At 71.3% G+C, this 17513-nt stretch carries 11 protein-coding genes; all 11 read left to right on the forward strand.

Translation table 11 applies throughout. The annotated features are described in order from the left end of the window. Nucleotides 1-74: 74 nt before the first annotated feature. The 11 genes from OHT01_RS26265 (at nucleotide 75) to OHT01_RS26315 (ending at nucleotide 17347) form a co-directional block, all read left to right on the forward strand. Nucleotides 75-1190, forward strand: a complete 1116-nt coding sequence (locus OHT01_RS26265; RefSeq protein ID WP_328555577.1) for a tetratricopeptide repeat-containing glycosyltransferase — start codon at nucleotides 75-77, stop codon at nucleotides 1188-1190. 105 nt (nucleotides 1191-1295) lie between these two features. Continuing rightward, a complete protein-coding gene (locus OHT01_RS26270) occupies nucleotides 1296-2492 on the forward strand; it encodes a hypothetical protein (protein WP_328555578.1) in 1197 nt (398 codons plus the stop codon). 48 nt (nucleotides 2493-2540) lie between these two features. Beyond that, a complete protein-coding gene (locus tag OHT01_RS26275) occupies nucleotides 2541-3329 on the forward strand; it encodes a TIGR03936 family radical SAM-associated protein (protein WP_328555579.1) in 789 nt (262 codons plus the stop codon). A gap of 261 nt (nucleotides 3330-3590) precedes the next feature. Continuing rightward, nucleotides 3591-7607: an Rne/Rng family ribonuclease gene (locus OHT01_RS26280; protein WP_328555580.1), complete on the forward strand. Its 4017-nt coding sequence runs from the start codon at nucleotides 3591-3593 to the stop codon at nucleotides 7605-7607. Nucleotides 7608-7872: 265 nt separating this feature from the next. After that, complete coding sequence (gene rplU / locus OHT01_RS26285; protein ID WP_164320786.1) at nucleotides 7873-8193, forward strand: 50S ribosomal protein L21; 321 nt, start codon at nucleotides 7873-7875, stop codon at nucleotides 8191-8193. A 16-nt stretch (nucleotides 8194-8209) separates the two neighbouring features. Continuing rightward, nucleotides 8210-8464 (forward strand): 50S ribosomal protein L27, encoded by a 255-nt coding sequence (rpmA, locus tag OHT01_RS26290; RefSeq protein ID WP_037618784.1) that lies wholly within the window; start codon nucleotides 8210-8212, stop codon nucleotides 8462-8464. A 225-nt stretch (nucleotides 8465-8689) separates the two neighbouring features. Continuing rightward, complete coding sequence (gene obgE / locus OHT01_RS26295; RefSeq protein WP_328555581.1) at nucleotides 8690-10126, forward strand: GTPase ObgE; 1437 nt, start codon at nucleotides 8690-8692, stop codon at nucleotides 10124-10126. Between the two features lie 329 nt (nucleotides 10127-10455). Continuing rightward, the gene (locus OHT01_RS26300; protein ID WP_328555582.1) at nucleotides 10456-12006 is read left to right on the forward strand and encodes an alkaline phosphatase D family protein; all 1551 of its coding nucleotides are present in this window, start codon (nucleotides 10456-10458) and stop codon (nucleotides 12004-12006) included. A 189-nt stretch (nucleotides 12007-12195) separates the two neighbouring features. Beyond that, the gene (locus OHT01_RS26305) at nucleotides 12196-13383 is read left to right on the forward strand and encodes a hypothetical protein (protein ID WP_328555583.1); all 1188 of its coding nucleotides are present in this window, start codon (nucleotides 12196-12198) and stop codon (nucleotides 13381-13383) included. 193 nt (nucleotides 13384-13576) lie between these two features. Continuing rightward, the gene (locus OHT01_RS26310; RefSeq protein ID WP_328555584.1) at nucleotides 13577-15076 is read left to right on the forward strand and encodes a bifunctional cytidylyltransferase/SDR family oxidoreductase; all 1500 of its coding nucleotides are present in this window, start codon (nucleotides 13577-13579) and stop codon (nucleotides 15074-15076) included. A gap of 168 nt (nucleotides 15077-15244) precedes the next feature. Beyond that, nucleotides 15245-17347 (forward strand): hypothetical protein, encoded by a 2103-nt coding sequence (locus OHT01_RS26315; RefSeq protein WP_328555585.1) that lies wholly within the window; start codon nucleotides 15245-15247, stop codon nucleotides 17345-17347. Nucleotides 17348-17513 lie beyond the last annotated feature (166 nt).

A 17513-nucleotide genomic window follows, 5' to 3' on the forward strand; every position in this document is an offset into this window, starting at 1 on the left:
CCGTGTGGAGCGTCCCCGGCGGGCCGGCGTGTGCCACATTGGCCGCCGTGAAACCGCAGACCATCTGCCTCTGCATGATCGTCAGGAATGAGTCGCGGGTCATCGAACGATGCCTCGGCTCGGTCCGCCATCTGATCGACACCTGGGTGATCTCCGACACCGGCTCGACGGACGGCACCCAGGACCTGATCCGCACGGCACTCGCGGGTGTCCCGGGCGAACTCCACGACGACCCCTGGGTCGACTTCGGCCACAACCGCACCCGGAACATCCGGCACGCCCGCGGGAAGGCCGACTTCCTCCTCACCGTCGACGCCGACCACGTCCTGCGGCAGGACGCCCCCCTGCCCCGGCTGACGGCGACCTCGTACATGCTGCGCTACGACACTCCGGGCACCCAGCACCGCTTCAAGCACCTGATGCGGGGCGACCGGGCCTGGCGCTACGAGGGCGTCACCCACGAGTACCCGTGCACCGACGAGCCCGACGCCCAGGAGAACCTGGACGCGCTGGTGATCGAGGACCACGCCGACGGCGGCTGCCGGGCCGACAAGTTCGAACGCGACGCCCGTCTGCTGCGGGGCGAGTTGGAGCGCGACCCCGCCAACACCCGCACCGTCTTCTACCTCGCCAACACCGAACGCGACCTCGGGCACGCCGAGGAGGCGATCGCGCTGTACGAGCGGCGCGCGGCGATGGGCGGCTGGCCGGAGGAGGTCTACTGCTCGCTGCTGGAGGCCGGTCTCCTCAAGGCCGAGAGGACCGGGGACTGGCCGGGGGCGATGGACGCGTTCTCGCGCGCCTGGGAGGCGCGCCCGCAGCGGCTCGAAGCCTGCTACGAACTGGCCTCCCGGCTGCGGGTGCAGGGCCGTCACCACACCGCCCACGCGCTGCTCGGTGCCGCGCTGGACCGGCCCGAACCCGACGACCTGCTCTTCACCAGGAGCTGGGTGTACCGCTGGGGCCTGCTGTTCGAGTACGCGATCACCGCGTACTGGGTGGGCGATCACGTCGGCGCGGTCCAGGCCTGCGACCGGCTGCTGGCCCTGCCCGACCTGCCCGAGGCGATCCGGCGCCAGACCGGGATCAACCGCGAGTACTCGGTCCAGCGCCTGGCCACCGTTCCGCCGCCGGCCTCCGTGTCCGGCGACCCGAAGACCTCCGGGGCGGGCAGCGCCGCGAAGAGGTAGTGCATCACGCCGTGCCGGGCGGGCTCGTGCGGCCGTGGCGGGAAGTCCTGCCACTGGGTGCCGTTCTGTCGCATCCATCCCGGAGGCCGGTGCGTCTACGCAGGTATGGATCTGGAAAAGCCTTCCCCCGGGCGGCCCGGCACGCAGGCCGAGGGATGCCTCGCCGTGGCGATCCGCATTCCGGTGCGGATCGTCGTGCTCGTCCTCGTCGTCCCCGTACGGATGGTGTGGGACGCGCTCGTCGTCGGCGGAAGGTTTCTTCGGGACACGCTGCTGCGGCCGGTGGGGCGGGCGCTCGGGCGGGCGCTCGGATGGGTGGCGCGGGCGCTGTTCGTCTGGCCCTGGGTCGCGCTGTGGCGGTACGTCGTCCGGCCGGTCGGCACAGCGCTGGCGTGGCTGGGACGGGTGCTGCTCGTCGTGCCCGCGGTGTGGTTCCACCGCACGGTCCTGACCCCGCTCGGCCACGCGATCGCCTGGGCGGCCCGGGGGATCGGCGCCGGGCTCGCCCTGCTGTTCACGGGCTCGGCCGCCGTGGTCGTCCGGATCGCCGGCGTCGTCGTGACCGTGCTCGACCAGGTGTACGTGCGGCTGCTCACGCCGATCGGCCGCGCGGTCGCCCGGCTGCTCAGGGGCACCGGCCGGGCCCTCGCCGCCATCGGGGCCGGGGCGTACGCCGTCGTGGCCTGGCTGGCGCGGTACCTGCTCGTCGTCCCGGCCCGGTGGCTCCACACCTGGGTCCTCACGCCCGTCGGCAGGGCGATCGTCCTGCTGGCCGAGGGGGTCGCCCGGATCGTGGGGATGATCTTCGTGGGTATCGGACTCGCGCTCTACTGGACCGCGCGGGTCCTGCTGGTGCTGCCCGCGCTCGCGGTGTGGCGCTGGATCGTCGTGCCGGTCGGGCGGGCCCTGGCCGTGGTCGCCCGGGAGATCGGCGAGGCCCTCGGGCACGCGTGGCGGGTCGCCGGGCACATCTCGCTCGCCGTCGGACGGTTCCTCGCGCGTCTCCTTCGGTGGACCTTCGTGGAACCGGCGCGCTGGGCCTACCGCACCGTGCTGACACCGGTCGGTCACACCGTGCGCGACCTGGTGCTGAAGCCCGCCGCCGAGGTGGCGCGCGGGATCGGGCGGGCGACCCGGCAGGCCCTCGACGCCGCCCGGGACGGCGCCCGGCAGGCCCGCGCCGACTTCCGGCGGATGCTCTTCGGGGCGCCCCCGGAACCCGAGCCGGTCGCCCGGCGGGAACCAGCGGCCGGTGAGACACGTACTCTAGGTAGCAGTACGACCGCACTCATGAAGGACTGAGCGACACTGGGCAAGCGACAGCCCGAAGGCCCGCCGCCCGCACCCGCGGTGCAGCGCATCCGACTGCGCTACACCAAGCGCGGCCGCCTTCGGTTCACCAGCCACCGTGACTTCCAGCGCGCCTTCGAGCGTGCCCTGCGCCGTGCCGCCGTACCCATGGCGTACTCGGCGGGGTTCACGCCGCATCCGAAGGTGTCGTACGCCAATGCCGCACCCACCGGCACGGGCAGCGAGGCGGAGTACCTGGAGATCGCGCTCACCGACCGGCGCGACCCCGAGAAGCTGCGCGAGCTCCTCGACGAGTCGATGCCCCAGGGCCTCGACATCATCGAGGCGGTCGAAGCCCGCGTCTCGGGTCTCGCCGACCGGCTCACCGCGTCCGTGTGGGAGCTGCGCCTCGAAGGCGTGGACCCGGCGGAGGCGGAGCGCGCGGTGGAGGCCTTCAACGCGGCCGAGACCGTCGAGGTCAGCCGCAAGGCCAAGAACGGCATGCGGACGTTCGATGCCCGCGGTGCCGTGGCAAGCCTTGGGACAACCCCTGAGACGCACAGTCCACAGGCTGATAGGCCGACCGACCAGCCCTGTGCGATACTGCGGCTGGTTGTTCGGCACGTGACGCCTGCCGTTCGACCCGACGACGTCCTGTCCGGTCTTCGCGCCGTGGCCGACCTGGCGCCGCCGGTCGCCGCTGCGGTGACCAGGCTGGCGCAGGGGCTGTTCGATGAAGAGACCGGCACGGTGACCGACCCGCTCGCGCCCGACCGCGAGGCAGTCGCAGCCGCCCCAGCCGATCACGCGGGGGCCGCCGAAACTGCCGCCGCGAAGGCGTCGGCGTAAGGAAGGTCCCGCGTAAGGACAGATGTCGTAGCGCCGCCCTCGTATCCGGGAGCCACCTGGGTCGGGCAGCGTACCGACCAGAAGACTTTCGCCAGGCCGTACGCACTCATGGCGTACGGAACCGGCGAGACAGGACACAGAGAGCTCCCGTGCGGCGCCCGCGCCCCGGACGGCGGCACCGCGCATCGCGCGAGCCGCGGACGTCACCGGCCCTGCCGGACCAGGCGCGGCGCCCGGGAGCCTGACGGGAGATCCACCCGCATGCTCGAGCCGACCGAACCCACCGAGGGTTCCGACACCAACAACACCCCCAGCGACACCCTGCCGCCGCGGCGCCGCCGCCGTGCGGCGTCGCGTCCCGCCGGTCCGCCGGCCGCCGCCTCCGGGGCCGCGGCCGAGACCACCGCGTCGGCCATACCGGCCGTGGCGTCCGCCGATCTCACGGCGGAGGAGGCCCCCGCACGGACCGCGACCTCGGTGAACACCGAGGCCGACGAGACGGACGAGGCCGACGAGGTTGTCGAGACGGCCGCGGTCGAAGAGGCCGAGGAGACTCCGGCCGAGGCCGCCGTCGCCACGGAAACCGACGAAGCCGCACCGCGCCGTACGCGTCGCCGTGCCACCCGCCGTGCCTCCGCCCCCGCCGGCGCGCCCACCGGGGCCCCGGCCGCCGAGGTCGCCGAGACGGTGGTGCCCGCCGCCGAACCCGAGGCCGAGCCCGTCGAGGAGGCCCCGGCCGCGGTCGAGGAGACCGCGCCCGCCGGCCGTACCCGCCGCCGTGCCACCCGCCGGGTCTCCGCGCCCACCGGCGCCCCCGCCGCGGCCGAGGCCGTCGAGGCCGTGACGACCGTCGCCGAGCCGGTGGCCGCCCCCGTCGAGGCCGAGGCCCCCGTGGCCGAACCCGTCACCGAAGAGGCCGCCCCGCGCCGTGCCACCCGCCGTCGCGCCACCCGGCGCGTCTCCGCGCCAGCCGGCGCGCCCGAGGGCGACACCGCCGACGAGCGTGTGGAGGCGCCCGTGACCAGCGAGAACACGCCCGAGGAGGCCGCGCGTCCGGAGGCCGTCGAGGCTGAGGCCGCGCAGAGCGAGGAGGGCGGCCCGCGCCGCTCCCGTCGCCGCGCCACCCGCAAGGCCGCCGTCGGTTTCTCGGCGCCCGCGCCGAAGGAGACCGAGGAGTCCTCGCGGCGCCCCGGCCGTCCGGCCGTCGCCGTCTTCCAGGCGCCGGTGTTCACCGAGCCGATGTTCCAGACGCCCGAGCGGGCCGCCGCCGCGGCTGCCGCCGAGGCCGCCGAGGAAGCCGCCGAGACCGTCCGGACCCCCGAGCCGGCCGAGGCCGTCGAGGAACCGACCGCCGGGCGCCGGCGCCGCCGTCGCCGGGGCGTCGAGGACGAGCCGGTGACCGTGGCCGCCGAGCCCGAGGAGCCCGAGGAGCCCGAGGCGGCCGCCGAGGACACCGAGGACGCGGAGGACGCCGATGAGGCCGAGGACGCGGTCGAGGGTGACGAGGGCGAGGAGGAGTCCGCGGGCTCCCGTCGCCGTCGTCGTCGGGGTGGCCGTCGCCGTCGCCGTGGCGAGTCCGCCGACTCGGACAGCGAGGCCGGCGAGGACGAGTACGCCGCCGAGCAGGCCGCGCAGGACGCCGAGGACACCGCTGAGCAGGCCGAGGAGGACGCCGAGGAGGCCGACGAGCGCGAGGAGGCCGGCGGCTCCAGCAGCAGCCGTCGCCGTCGCCGTCGCCGTCGTCGCGCCGGTGACTCCGGTGGCGACGCCGAGCCCAGCGAGAACGACCCCGAGCGCACCGTCGTCAAGGTCCGCGAGCCGCGCGGCCGGCGCGAGGAGCAGCAGCCTTCGGACGAGGTGCAGTCCATCAAGGGCTCGACCCGTCTGGAAGCCAAGAAGCAGCGCCGCCGCGAAGGACGCGAGCAGGGCCGTCGCCGGGTTCCGATCATCACGGAGGCCGAGTTCCTGGCCCGCCGCGAGGCCGTCGAGCGGGTGATGGTCGTCCGCCAGAGCGGCGAGCGCACCCAGATCGGCGTCCTCGAGGACAACGTGCTCGTCGAGCACTACGTCAACAAGGAGCAGGCGACCTCGTACGTCGGCAACGTCTACCTGGGCAAGGTCCAGAACGTGCTGCCGTCGATGGAGGCTGCCTTCATCGACATCGGCAAGGGCCGCAACGCGGTCCTGTACGCCGGTGAGGTCAACTTCGAGGCGCTCGGCATGGCCAACGGGCCGCGCCGCATCGAGTCCGCCCTCAAGTCCGGCCAGTCGGTCCTCGTGCAGGTCACCAAGGACCCGATCGGCCACAAGGGCGCGCGTCTGACCAGCCAGGTCTCCCTGCCGGGCCGCTACCTCGTGTACGTGCCCGAGGGCTCGATGACCGGCATCAGCCGCAAGCTGCCCGACACCGAGCGCGCGCGCCTGAAGACCATCCTCAAGAAGATCGTCCCCGAGGACGCGGGTGTCATCGTGCGCACCGCCGCCGAGGGCGCGAGCGAGGACGAGTTGCGCCGTGACGTCGAGCGTCTGCAGTCGCAGTGGGAGGACATCCAGAAGAAGGCGAAGAGCGGCAACGCTCCGACCCTGCTCTACGGCGAGCCGGACATGACCGTCCGTGTCGTCCGCGACATCTTCAACGAGGACTTCACCAAGGTCATCGTCAGCGGTGACGAGGCGTGGGAGACCATCCACGGCTACGTCTCCCACGTGGCGCCCGACCTGACCGGCCGGCTGTCGAGGTGGACCTCCGAGGTCGACGTCTTCGCCACGTACCGGATCGACGAGCAGCTCATGAAGGCACTGGACCGCAAGGTCTGGCTGCCCAGCGGCGGTTCGCTGGTGATCGACAAGACCGAGGCCATGATCGTGGTCGACGTCAACACCGGAAAGTTCACCGGTCAGGGCGGCAACCTCGAGGAGACCGTCACCAGGAACAACCTGGAGGCGGCCGAGGAGATCGTGCGCCAGCTGCGGCTGCGCGACCTCGGCGGCATCGTCGTCATCGACTTCATCGACATGGTCCTGGAGTCCAACCGCGACCTGGTGCTGCGGCGCCTGCTCGAATGCCTGGGACGCGACCGTACGAAGCACCAGGTGGCCGAGGTGACCTCGCTGGGCCTCGTGCAGATGACCCGCAAGCGGGTCGGCCAGGGCCTGCTGGAGTCCTTCTCCGAGACCTGTGTCCACTGCAACGGCCGCGGTGTCATCGTGCACATGGAGCAGCCGACGTCCGTCGGTGGCGGCGGCAAGCGCAAGAAGCGCGGCCGTGGCGGTGCCGAGCAGGTCCACGACCACGACCACGAGCACGAGTTCACGCACGAGTCGGAAGAGGAGCCGGAGACCGAGACCGAGGCCGAGGTGGCCGCCGAGGTCGCCGCGCCGGTCGCGCTCGTCGAGACCGAGTTCCAGCCGGACGAGGAGTTCTACGGCAGTGCCGCCGAGGCGGAGGCCGCGGCCACCCGGGGCCGTTCGCGGCGCCGGGCCCCCCGTCGCGCGTCCGCCCCGGCGGGTGCGCCGAAGACGGAGGAGCGCGCTCCCCGGAGCAGGCGCGAGGAGCGGGCCGAGCGGGCTGCCGCCCGGTCCCGTGAGGCAGCCGAGGCCGAGCCGTTCGCGGCCGAGGACCCGGTCGTCGAGGAGCCCGTGTCCGAGCAGCCGGTCGCCGAGCCGGTGGTCGAGGCTCCGGTCGAGACCGCTCCGGCCCCCGTGGCCGCCGAGGTTCCGGCCGAGGCCGCTCCCCAGGGCCGTACGCGCCGTCGCGCGACCCGGAAGGTGTCGGCTCCGGCCGGTTCGCCCAGGACGGCCGAGGAGACCGTGGTGACGGTCACGGAGCCGGTCGCGGCGCCCGTCGCCGAGGCCGCGCCCGAGGTCGCTCCGACGCCCGAGCCGGTGGCCGAGGCCGCCGCCGAGAGCGCCGCGCCGGCCCGTCCGCGTCGCCGTGCCGTGCGCAAGGCCACCGCGCCCACCGCGTCCGCGGAGGCGGCCGTCGTGGTCGTCCCGTCGGTCGCCGCGGAGCCGGTCGCCGAGCCCGAGGCCGCCGAGGCGGACGTCGACGCGGAGGCCCCGGCCGCCACGAAGACGGCCGCCCGCAAGACGGCCAAGAAGGTGACGGCGAAGAAGGCCGCCGCCAAGAAGACCGTCGCGGCCAAGAAGACGGTCGCCAAGAAGACCACGGCCAAGAAGACGACCGCGAAGAAGGCGGCCGTCAAGTCCACGGCGAAGAAGACCGCGGCGGCTGAGCAGACGCTCTCCACCGTCACGGCGTCCACCGACGAGAGCTGAGGCTCCACGCGTCGTCCCCGGCCCCGCACACGCGGGGCCGGGGACGACGCGTGACCGGTGGCACACCCGCGGGGCCCGGCCTGGTTTGACCCTTTCGGCCGTGGCCCCGTAACCTTGACCGTCGGCGTGTCTCCTGACGCGCCGCACCCCCGTAAACCTCTTCCTCCCGGTGTCGGAGCCTCGTGCTCCGCGTTCCGGGAGAGGCCGCTCGCGCGAGTCGGCGGCTGGACTGCGGGGTCCCGTTCCGAGCGAAAGAGAGATCCGCGTGTACGCCATCGTGCGCAGCGGTGGTCGCCAGCACAAGGTTGCTGTCGGCGACATCGTTGAGGTTGACAAGATTCCCACCGCCAAGGTTGGCGACACGGTCGAGCTCTCGACCCTGCTCGTTGTCGACGGCGAAGCCGTGACGAGCGACCCCTGGGTCCTTGCCGGCATCAAGGTCCAGGCCGAGATCGTGGACCACCACAAGGGTGTGAAGATCGACATCCTTCGCTACAAGAACAAGACCGGCTACCGCCGTCGTCAGGGCCACCGCCAGCAGTACACGGCGATCAAGGTCACTGAGATCCCCGCGGCTGCGAAGTAAGGGTAGGGACTGAGACATGGCACACAAGAAGGGCGCATCGTCCACTCGGAACGGTCGCGACTCCAACGCTCAGCGGCTCGGTGTGAAGCGCTTCGGCGGTCAGACCGTCAACGCCGGTGAGATCCTGGTCCGCCAGCGTGGCACCCACTTCCACCCCGGCGTCAGCGTCGGCCGTGGCAAGGACGACACGCTGTTCGCGCTGGCCGCCGGTGCGGTCGAGTTCGGCACGCACCGTGGCCGCAAGGTCGTGAACATCGTTCCGGTCGCCTGATCGAGTCCCGTCGAGGCTGATCCGGTTCCACGCGGACCGGGTCGGGTGCCTCGGGGCCCAGGCTCCGTAGAACAGAGTTCCTCGCGAGGCGGACCTCACTTCCCCCACGGGAAGAGGGTCCGCCTTTCGCGTGTTACGCAAGAGACATTCCCGTACGTACTGAAGTATCCGAAGTACGTACGCACTGAAGTAACCGATGTAACCGAAGTGCTGGAGGCACCCCACATGACCACCTTCGTGGACCGCGTCGAGCTGCATGTCGCCGCGGGTAGCGGAGGTCACGGCTGTGCCTCCGTACACCGGGAGAAGTTCAAGCCGCTAGGCGGCCCGGACGGTGGCAACGGCGGCCGTGGCGGTGACGTGATGCTGGTCGTCGACCAGTCCGTCACCACGCTGCTCGACTATCACCACTCACCTCATCGCAAGGCCACCAGCGGCAAGCCCGGCGAGGGCGGCAACCGCTCCGGCAAGGATGGCCAGGACCTGATCCTGCCCGTGCCGGACGGCACGGTCGTGCTCGACAAGGCGGGCAACGTCCTCGCGGACCTCGTCGGCCAGGGCACCTTGTACGTCGCCGCCGAGGGCGGTCGCGGCGGCCTCGGCAACGCGGCGCTGTCCTCGGCCCGCCGCAAGGCGCCCGGCTTCGCGCTGCTCGGCGTGCCCGGCGGCCTCCAGGACATCGTCCTGGAGCTGAAGACCGTCGCCGACGTCGCCCTGGTGGGCTACCCGAGCGCCGGCAAGTCCTCGCTCATCTCGGTCCTGTCCGCCGCCAAGCCGAAGATCGCGGACTACCCGTTCACGACCCTCGTCCCGAACCTGGGCGTGGTGACCGCGGGCGAGAACGTCTACACCATCGCGGACGTGCCCGGTCTCATCCCCGGCGCGAGCCAGGGCAAGGGCCTCGGCCTGGAGTTCCTGCGCCATGTGGAGCGGTGCAGCGTGCTCGTCCACGTCCTGGACACGGCCACCCTCGAATCCGAGCGCGACCCGGTCTCCGACCTCGACATCATCGAGGAGGAGCTGAAGCAGTACGGCGGTCTGGACAACCGTCCGCGCATGGTCGTCCTCAACAAGATCGACGTGCCGGACGGCAAGGACCTGGCGGAGATGGTCCGCCCCGACCTGGAGCGTCGCGGCTACCGCGTCTTCGAGGTGTCCGCGGTCGCCCACACGGGCCTGAAGGAACTGTCCTTCGCGCTCGCCGAGATGGTCGCCGCCGCACGCGCCGCGAAGCCCAAGGAGGAGGCGACCCGTATCGTCATCCGCCCGAAGGCGGTCGACGACGCCGGCTTCACCGTGGTGCAGGAGGAGGACGGCCTCTTCCGCGTGCGCGGCGAGAAGCCCGAACGCTGGGTGCGCCAGACCGACTTCAACAACGACGAGGCCGTCGGCTACCTCGCCGACCGGCTCAACCGTCTCGGTGTCGAGGCGCAGCTGATGAAGGCGGGCGCCCGCTCGGGCGACGGCGTCGCCATCGGCCCCGAGGAGAACGCGGTCGTCTTCGACTGGGAGCCGACGGTCATGGCCGGTGCGGAGATGCTCGGCCGCCGTGGCGAGGACCACCGCCTCGACGAGCCCCGCCCCGCCGCCCAGCGCCGCCGCGACAAGCAGGCGGAGCGGGACGAGTCGGAGAAGGAGTACGACGACTTCGAGCCGTTCTAGGGCTGTTCCGGGCCTCGCTTCGGCGGTGACCCGAAGGCCGGGCCGGAAGTCGTAGCGGGCGCGGAGAGGATCTTCCTCTCCGCGCCCGACGCGTTTTCGGCGCCCGGAGCCGATGCCCCCGGGCCGATGGGCCCGAGATGACGTGCCCGGGCCGGCGTTCGTTCCTCGCCCGCCGCGGGCCCTTCGTCATGGGAATTGAACCGTCACGGCGAGTCGTTCGTTGCTCGTGCATTTGTCATGCATACGATGCGCCTTGTTCAAGAGGCGGGCTGCCGTGCCGTGCGAGCTTCCTGGTGTCCAAGAGGCAACCGACGCAAGGGAGTTCGCCGATGTCCGGAGCAGTCTCACGCGATCGCCGCCGCTTTCTCACCGCCTCGGCCGCCGTGCTCGGCGCCGCCGCCTCCGCCCAGCTCTGGTTGCCCGGTACCGCCCGCGCGGCCGAAACCCCCCTGCCCGACGGTGTGTTCAGCCTCGGTATCGCCTCCGGGGACCCGCTGCCGGACGCCGTCGTGCTGTGGACCCGGCTCGCCCCCGACCCGCTGAACGGCGGCGGGATGCCCGACCGCGCGGTGCCGGTCGAGTGGGAGATCGCCGAGGACGCCCGCTTCCGCAAACCCGTCCGCCGCGGCACCGCCCAGGCGCGTCCCGAGTACGGCCACAGCGTGCACGTCGATGTCCGCGGGCTGCGCCCGGACCGCGCGTACTGGTACCGCTTCCGCGCCGACGGCCAGGTCTCGCCGACCGGCCGCACCCGCACCGCGCCGCACCCCGCCCGCGCGGGCGGCTCGCTCCGCGTCGCGCTCGCCTCCTGCCAGAACTGGCAGAACGGCTACTTCACCCCGTACGCCGACATGCTCGGCCAGGACCCCGACGTCGTCCTGTTCGTCGGCGACTACATCTACGAGTCCTCGCCGTCGGCGACGGCCGTGCGCCGGCACGAGGGCACGGGGGAGCCGTACACCCTCGTCCAGTACCGCAACCGGTACGCCCAGTACCGCAGCGACCCGCACCTCGCGGCGATGCACGCGAACGCCCCCTGGGTGGTCACCTTCGACGACCACGAGGTCGACAACGACTTCGCCGGGGAGGTCCCGCAGGACCCGGGCAAACAGACCCACGACGCGTTCGTGGCCCGGCTGACCGCCGCCTACCAGGCGTACTACGAGCACATGCCGGTCCGGGCCACCGCGATCCCGGACGGGCCGCACATCCGGATGTACCGGCGGCTCGACTTCGGGCGCCTCGCCCGGCTGAACGTCCTCGACACCCGCCAGTTCCGCAGCGACCAGGCGATCGGCCAGGAGGGTGCCGGGGATCCCTCGCTCACCATGCTCGGCGCCGGGCAGAAGGACTGGCTGCTCCGCGGCCTGCACCACTCGCCGGCCCGCTGGAACCTCGTCGCCTCGCAGATCATGATGGCGGAGACCGACCTCCAGGTGGGCGACGGCAAGCTCTGGTACTACGACGCCTGGGACGGATACCAGGCCGAACGCAACGCCCTCATGGGGGAGTTCGCCACCGTCCGCAACCCCGTCGTCCTCAGCGGCGACCGGCACCTCACGATGATCAGCGACCTCAAGGCGGACTTCGCCGACCCGGACTCCGACGCCGTGGGCGCCGAGTTCGTCGGGACGTCGATCTCCAGCGGCGGCGACCAGGACCAGAGCGCCTTCCACCAGGAGTGGGACGCGCGGATGCCGGACAACCCGCACTGGAAGTTCATCGACGCCCACCGCGGCTACCACCTCTTCGACATCCGGCGGGACGGCATCGACGCCCAGGTGCGCGCCCCGGAGACGGTGCTGAAGCCGGACGCCGCCTCCAGCACCCTGGCCCGCCTGCGGGTGGAGGCCGGGGAGCCGGGCGTGCGGCTCGTGTGATCCGGGCGCGGCGGCCCACCGGCGTACGGCCTCGCCCTGCCGTGCCCCGTCCCGCCATGCCCTGTCCCGCCATGCCGCGCCGCGCCCGCCCCGCTGCGCGCCGTCCCCGAGCGGAGAACCCCGGGACTCACTGGAGTCCCAGGGCATTCTCAGGTTGTGCTCAGCAACCGTCCTTAACGTCCTCTCACCATGGAGACCGACTGTTCGACACCTGACACCACAGCCCCCGTCACGGTCGCGCCGCTGCCCGTCGGAACCCGGCTGCTGCACATCGGCCCGCACAAGACCGGGACCACCTCGATCCAGGGCGCGCTGTTCGCCGCGAAGGACGCGATGGCCGCCCACGGCGTCGACTTCCCCGCGCACAGCAGGCACCCGATGGAAGCCGCCCTGGCGGTGTGCGCCCGGCCCGGCATGATGGGCGACGTCCGGCCGGCCGAGCGGCACTGGCAGCGGCTCGTCGACGCGGTGCGCGCCACCGGCGGGCGCACCTCGCTGATCAGCAGCGAGTTCTTCGCGGACGCCCCCGACGACCGGACGATCCGGCGGATCGCCGACGCCCTCGGCCGCGAGCGGGTGCATGTCCTGGTCACGCTGCGCCCGCTGGCGAAGATCATGCCCTCGCAGTGGCAGCAGTACGTCCAGAACGGCCTGCGCATGGGGTACGAGGACTGGCTCGACCACATGCTGCGCCGGGCTCCGTACGAGAAGCCCAACCCCAGCTTCTGGCGACGGCACCGGCACGACCGGCTCGTCGAGCGCTGGTCGCGGGTCGTGGGCGCCGGGAACACCACGGTCGTGGTGGCCGACGACCGCGACCGGAGTGGTCTGATGCGGACCTTCGAGGCGCTGCTCGGGCTGCCCGGCGGTCTTCTGGCGGAGGTCCCGGACACCGCCAACCGCTCCCTCACCCTGGCCGAGACCGAAATGCTGCGGATGCTCAACGTGGAATTCCGCGGCAATGGACTTCCGGACGAGATCTATTCGAAGCTCGTGCGCAACGGGGCTGTCCCGCGAATGAAGAATTCCTGCCGTCCGGCACCGGACGACGTCCCGATCAGTACCCCGGTGTGGGCTCTGGAAGCGGCCGCGGACATCGGCGCGGAAATGGCCGGTCGGATCGGTGCCATGGGCGTACGGGTTCTGGGCGACCCGGCGTCGCTGTCCGCCGTACCCCCGCAGACGCGCCCCGGCACCACGCCGGCCACACCGCGGATCGCTCCCGAGGCCGCCGCCCAGGCACTGTACGGAGCGCTCGCCGTGGCGGCCTCCGAGCCCGGGGGCGCCGCCGGGATCCGCTCGGTTCACCAGACGCCGTCGGGGGAACTCGTCCGTGTGCTGGGTCACCGAGTACTCAGGCGGGTGAGACGAAGGTGAGAATCGCGCGTGAGGCGTGTGCAGTTACTCACAGCAAATCAGGACAATGCGTCCCGGCGTCCTCGAAGTCGCCCGTGCGCAAGGTGAATATCCGGTTGCACGCACATATGCGGTGGGCGGCGCTCACCTTGCACGGCAGTAACCGTAGGTGGGACCATTCCAAGGTTCCCTGTCGTCCCAAGGTAGGTCACCTGTGTCTGAGCACTTTGCCAAGCCCCGTACCACCGCAGTGATTCTGGCCGGCGGCACCGGTCAGCGGGTGGGTCTGTCGATTCCGAAGCAACTGCTGAAGATCGCCGGCAAGGCGGTCATCGAGCACACGCTGACCACCTTCGAGCAGGCCGATTCGATCGACGACATCATCGTGCTCATGGCCCCGGGCTATGTGCCGGACGTCGAGAAGATCGTCGCGAAGGCGGGCTTCACGAAGGTGAGTCGTGTCATCGAGGGCGGCTCGACGCGGAACGAGACGACCGAGCGCGCCATCGCCGCACTCGGCGAGGGCCTGGCCGAGGGCGAGGACGCGAACGTCCTGTTCCACGACGCCGTGCGTCCGCTGCTGTCCGAGCGCGTCATAGACGACTGCGTCACGGCCCTGGAGCGCTACCAGGCCGTCGACGTCGCCATCCCGTCCGCGGACACGATCATCGTGACCCGCACCCACGGCGAGGACGGCGAGTTCATCACCGAGATCCCGGACCGCTCCCGGCTGCGCCGCGGCCAGACGCCCCAGGCGTTCAAGCTGTCCACCATCCGCCGCGCCTACCAGGTCGCGGCCGGTGACCCCAACTTCCAGGCCACGGACGACTGTTCGGTCGTGCTCAGGTACCTGCCGGACGTGCCGATCCACGTCGTCGCGGGCGACGAGTACAACATGAAGGTCACCCAGCCCGTCGACGTCTTCATCGCCGACAAGCTCTTCCAACTCGCCTCCACCGCCGCGCCCGAGCAGGCCGACGAGGCCGCGTACCGCGAACTGCTCACCGGCAAGACCCTTGTCGTCTTCGGTGGTTCGTACGGCATCGGCAAGGACATAGCCGAGCTCGCCGGGGCCTACGGCGCGAAGGCGTACGCGCTCGGCCGCTCCACCACCGGCACGCACGTCGAGAACCCCGAGGAGGTCGACGACGCGCTCTCCACGGCGTACGCGGAGACCGGGCGCATCGACTACGTCATCAACACCGCGGGCGTGCTGCGCATCGGCAAGCTGGCCGAGACCGACAACGCGACCATCGAGGAAGCGCTGAAGGTCAACTACCTGGCCCCGGTGCAGATCGCCCGCTCCTCCTACAAGTATCTGGCGGAGAGCAAGGGCCAGTTGCTGCTCTACACCTCCAGCAGCTACACCCGCGGCCGCGCCGAGTACAGCCTCTACTCCTCGACGAAGGCCGCCATGGTGAACCTCACCCAGGCGCTGTCCGACGAGTGGGCCGGCGACGGCATCCGCGTCAACTGCATCAACCCCGAGCGCACCGCGACGCCCATGCGCACCAAGGCGTTCGGCCAGGAGCCCGCGGGTTCGCTGCTGTCCTCCGAGGCCGTGGCGCGCACCTCGCTGGACGTCCTGCTCTCCGAGCTCACCGGTCACGTCATCGACGTCCGCCAGCAGGACCCCACGGCGGGCGCGGGCCGCGCCTCCGGTTTCGAGGCGGCTCTGGCCAGCGTCCTGGACCGCCAGGACGGCGTGGCATAATCAAAAACGAATAGTCTTTCGGAATTCAGGCCTTTGTGTATGTGTGTTCGCCGCGCATTCGCAAGGGCCTGAATCCGTGAATTTCACTTTCTCGCTTTTGGTCCACCTTGGTATCAAAAGAACTTTTGGTATCAAACCGGCACTCACCCCTCAAGAGCAGGTTTCTCCGTGATTTCCACCGCTATTCGCGTTGCCCGGGTGGGCAGCGCGGCCGAGCTGGCGGCGGCGGCCCTCATGATGCTGGGCTTCCCCTGTCTGATGCTCGCCGCGCTCCTGCCGAGCGTCGGCGCCTTCGCGGCCGCGGCCGCCATGACGTACCTGGCGGACCACTATCTGCACCGACGGGGCAGCTATCTGGTCAACCGCCTCAGCAAGGTGCGGGCCGGTCTGTCCATCAGGTTCCTGATCCGGCAGCTGCTGCTCGTCCTGCTCCTGGCGCGGCTCGACCTGTCCAACAGCCTGGTCTTCTACGCGGCCATCGCGTGCTTCCTGGCCTTCTACGGCTTCCAGGCACCGCACGGCGCGCTGATCACGCTGATACGGCTGCGCCGCAGGATGCCCGTCGCCACCCGCAACGTCGACCTGCGTTCGCGGGTGCGCATCCCGGACGCGCCGCCGCGGGGGCTGCTCTCCCGGTCCGCCGAGAAGATGCTCCACTTCGACCTGGTGGCCGTCGCCGGCCTCCTGGTCACCGGGGCGACCGACAACAAGGTCTACGGCTTCGCGGGCGTCGCCGTGTCGCTGCTGCTGGCCTTCGGTTACGTCGCGGCTCTCGTCCCGTTCGTGCGCGGCCGGAAGGTCCCGCCGAGCGCCGAGAAGGTCCTGGCCGTCGTCGACGACTGGCTGCGCGAGTACCGTCCGGAGACCGTGCTCTACTTCTCCGGTTCCAAGGACTCCGCGTACCAGGTCAACATGTGGCTGGAGACGATGGAGCAGCTGGACACCCGGCCGCTGATCATCCTCCGCGAGCGGGCGATCCTGGAGCGCATGGCGCCCACCACGGTGCCGGTCATCTGCGTGCCCGGAGGGGTGCACCTGATGAACATGGACCTGTCGACGGTGCGCGTCGCGCTCTACGCGGCGAACGTCGGCAAGAACATCCACATGCTGCGCGTGCCCACCATCCAGCACGTCTTCATAGGCCACGGCGACAGCGACAAGCTGGCCAGCGTCAACCCGTTCAGCAAGGTGTACGACGAGGTGTGGACCGCGGGCCGCGCGGGCCGCGACCGCTACGCGATAGCCGACGTCGGCGTCCGCGACGAGGACATCGTCGAGGTCGGCCGTCCGCAGCTGGCCCCGATCCAGACCTGGCAGGGCGTTCCCGAGGGCCGCATACCGACCGTGCTGTACGCCCCCACCTGGGAGGGCTGGGACGACAACCCCGGCAACACCTCGATCCTGCTCGCGGGCGAGAACATCGTGCGCACCCTGCTGGAGGCCGAGCCGCCGGTCCGGGTCCTCTACAAGCCGCACCCGTTCACCGGAACCCGCAGTGGGGCGGCCAAGGCCGCGCACGAGCGGATCACCGCGCTGGTGGAGGCCGCGGGCGCCGGGCGCGCCGTCAACCCGCAGTTCGTGTCCGACACCGCCGCGCAGACGGCGGCCGGGGAGGAGCTGGCCCGCATCGAGGCCCGTATCGCCTCCCTGACCGGCTCCGACGAGGCGGGCGACGAGGCCGAGGCCACCCGCGACGGCCTGGTCGACGTGGCCCAGCACGCCGAGGTCGCCCGGCTGCGCGCCGAGTGGAACGACGCCTACTGGCGTTCCTTCAGCGCCGCCGAGCACCGTGTCATCACGGGTGCCGAACCGCGCCTGTACGACTGCTTCAACGTCTCCGACGCGATGGTCTCGGACATCTCCAGTGTGGTCTCCGACTTCATCGCGAGCGGCAAGCCGTACGCCGTCACGGACTCCGCGGAGCTCGGCGCCGAGGAGTTCAAGCGCCAGAACACCGCGGTCCGCGCCGCCGTGATCCTGTCCAACTCGGCCGCCGAGCTCGGCGAGCTGCTCGAAGCGGTGGCCGACCCGGCCGAGGACGCGCAGGCCGCCGGCCGGCGGGAGCTCAAGAACTACCTGCTCGGCCCGGACGAGCCGCCCTCGATCGACCAGTTCAACTCCGCGGTGCGGGAGCTGACCCGACAGGCCGAGCGGCGCAACCAGGGCCAGGAGAGCGTCACTTCGGCCGACGTCGTGGACGTGGACCTGGCGAGCGCGGTCCCCGGCCAGCGGGCGGCCGGCGAGACGGACGGAGCCGCGGTCACCGGCTGATCCGGTCCGCAAGCACACACGGGCATGGTCCCGGGGAATTTTCCCGGAGACCATGCCCGTTTCTTACGGAAATCACCTTTTCTCTTACGTCGCTCTGCGAGTGTTCACAGGTAAGTCACCCGACGTTTCCTGTGACCTGAGTCACTAAATGAGTGGATCCGGGCAA

The organism is Streptomyces sp. NBC_00358 (assembly GCF_036099295.1).
In the GTDB taxonomy this organism is placed as follows: domain Bacteria; phylum Actinomycetota; class Actinomycetes; order Streptomycetales; family Streptomycetaceae; genus Streptomyces.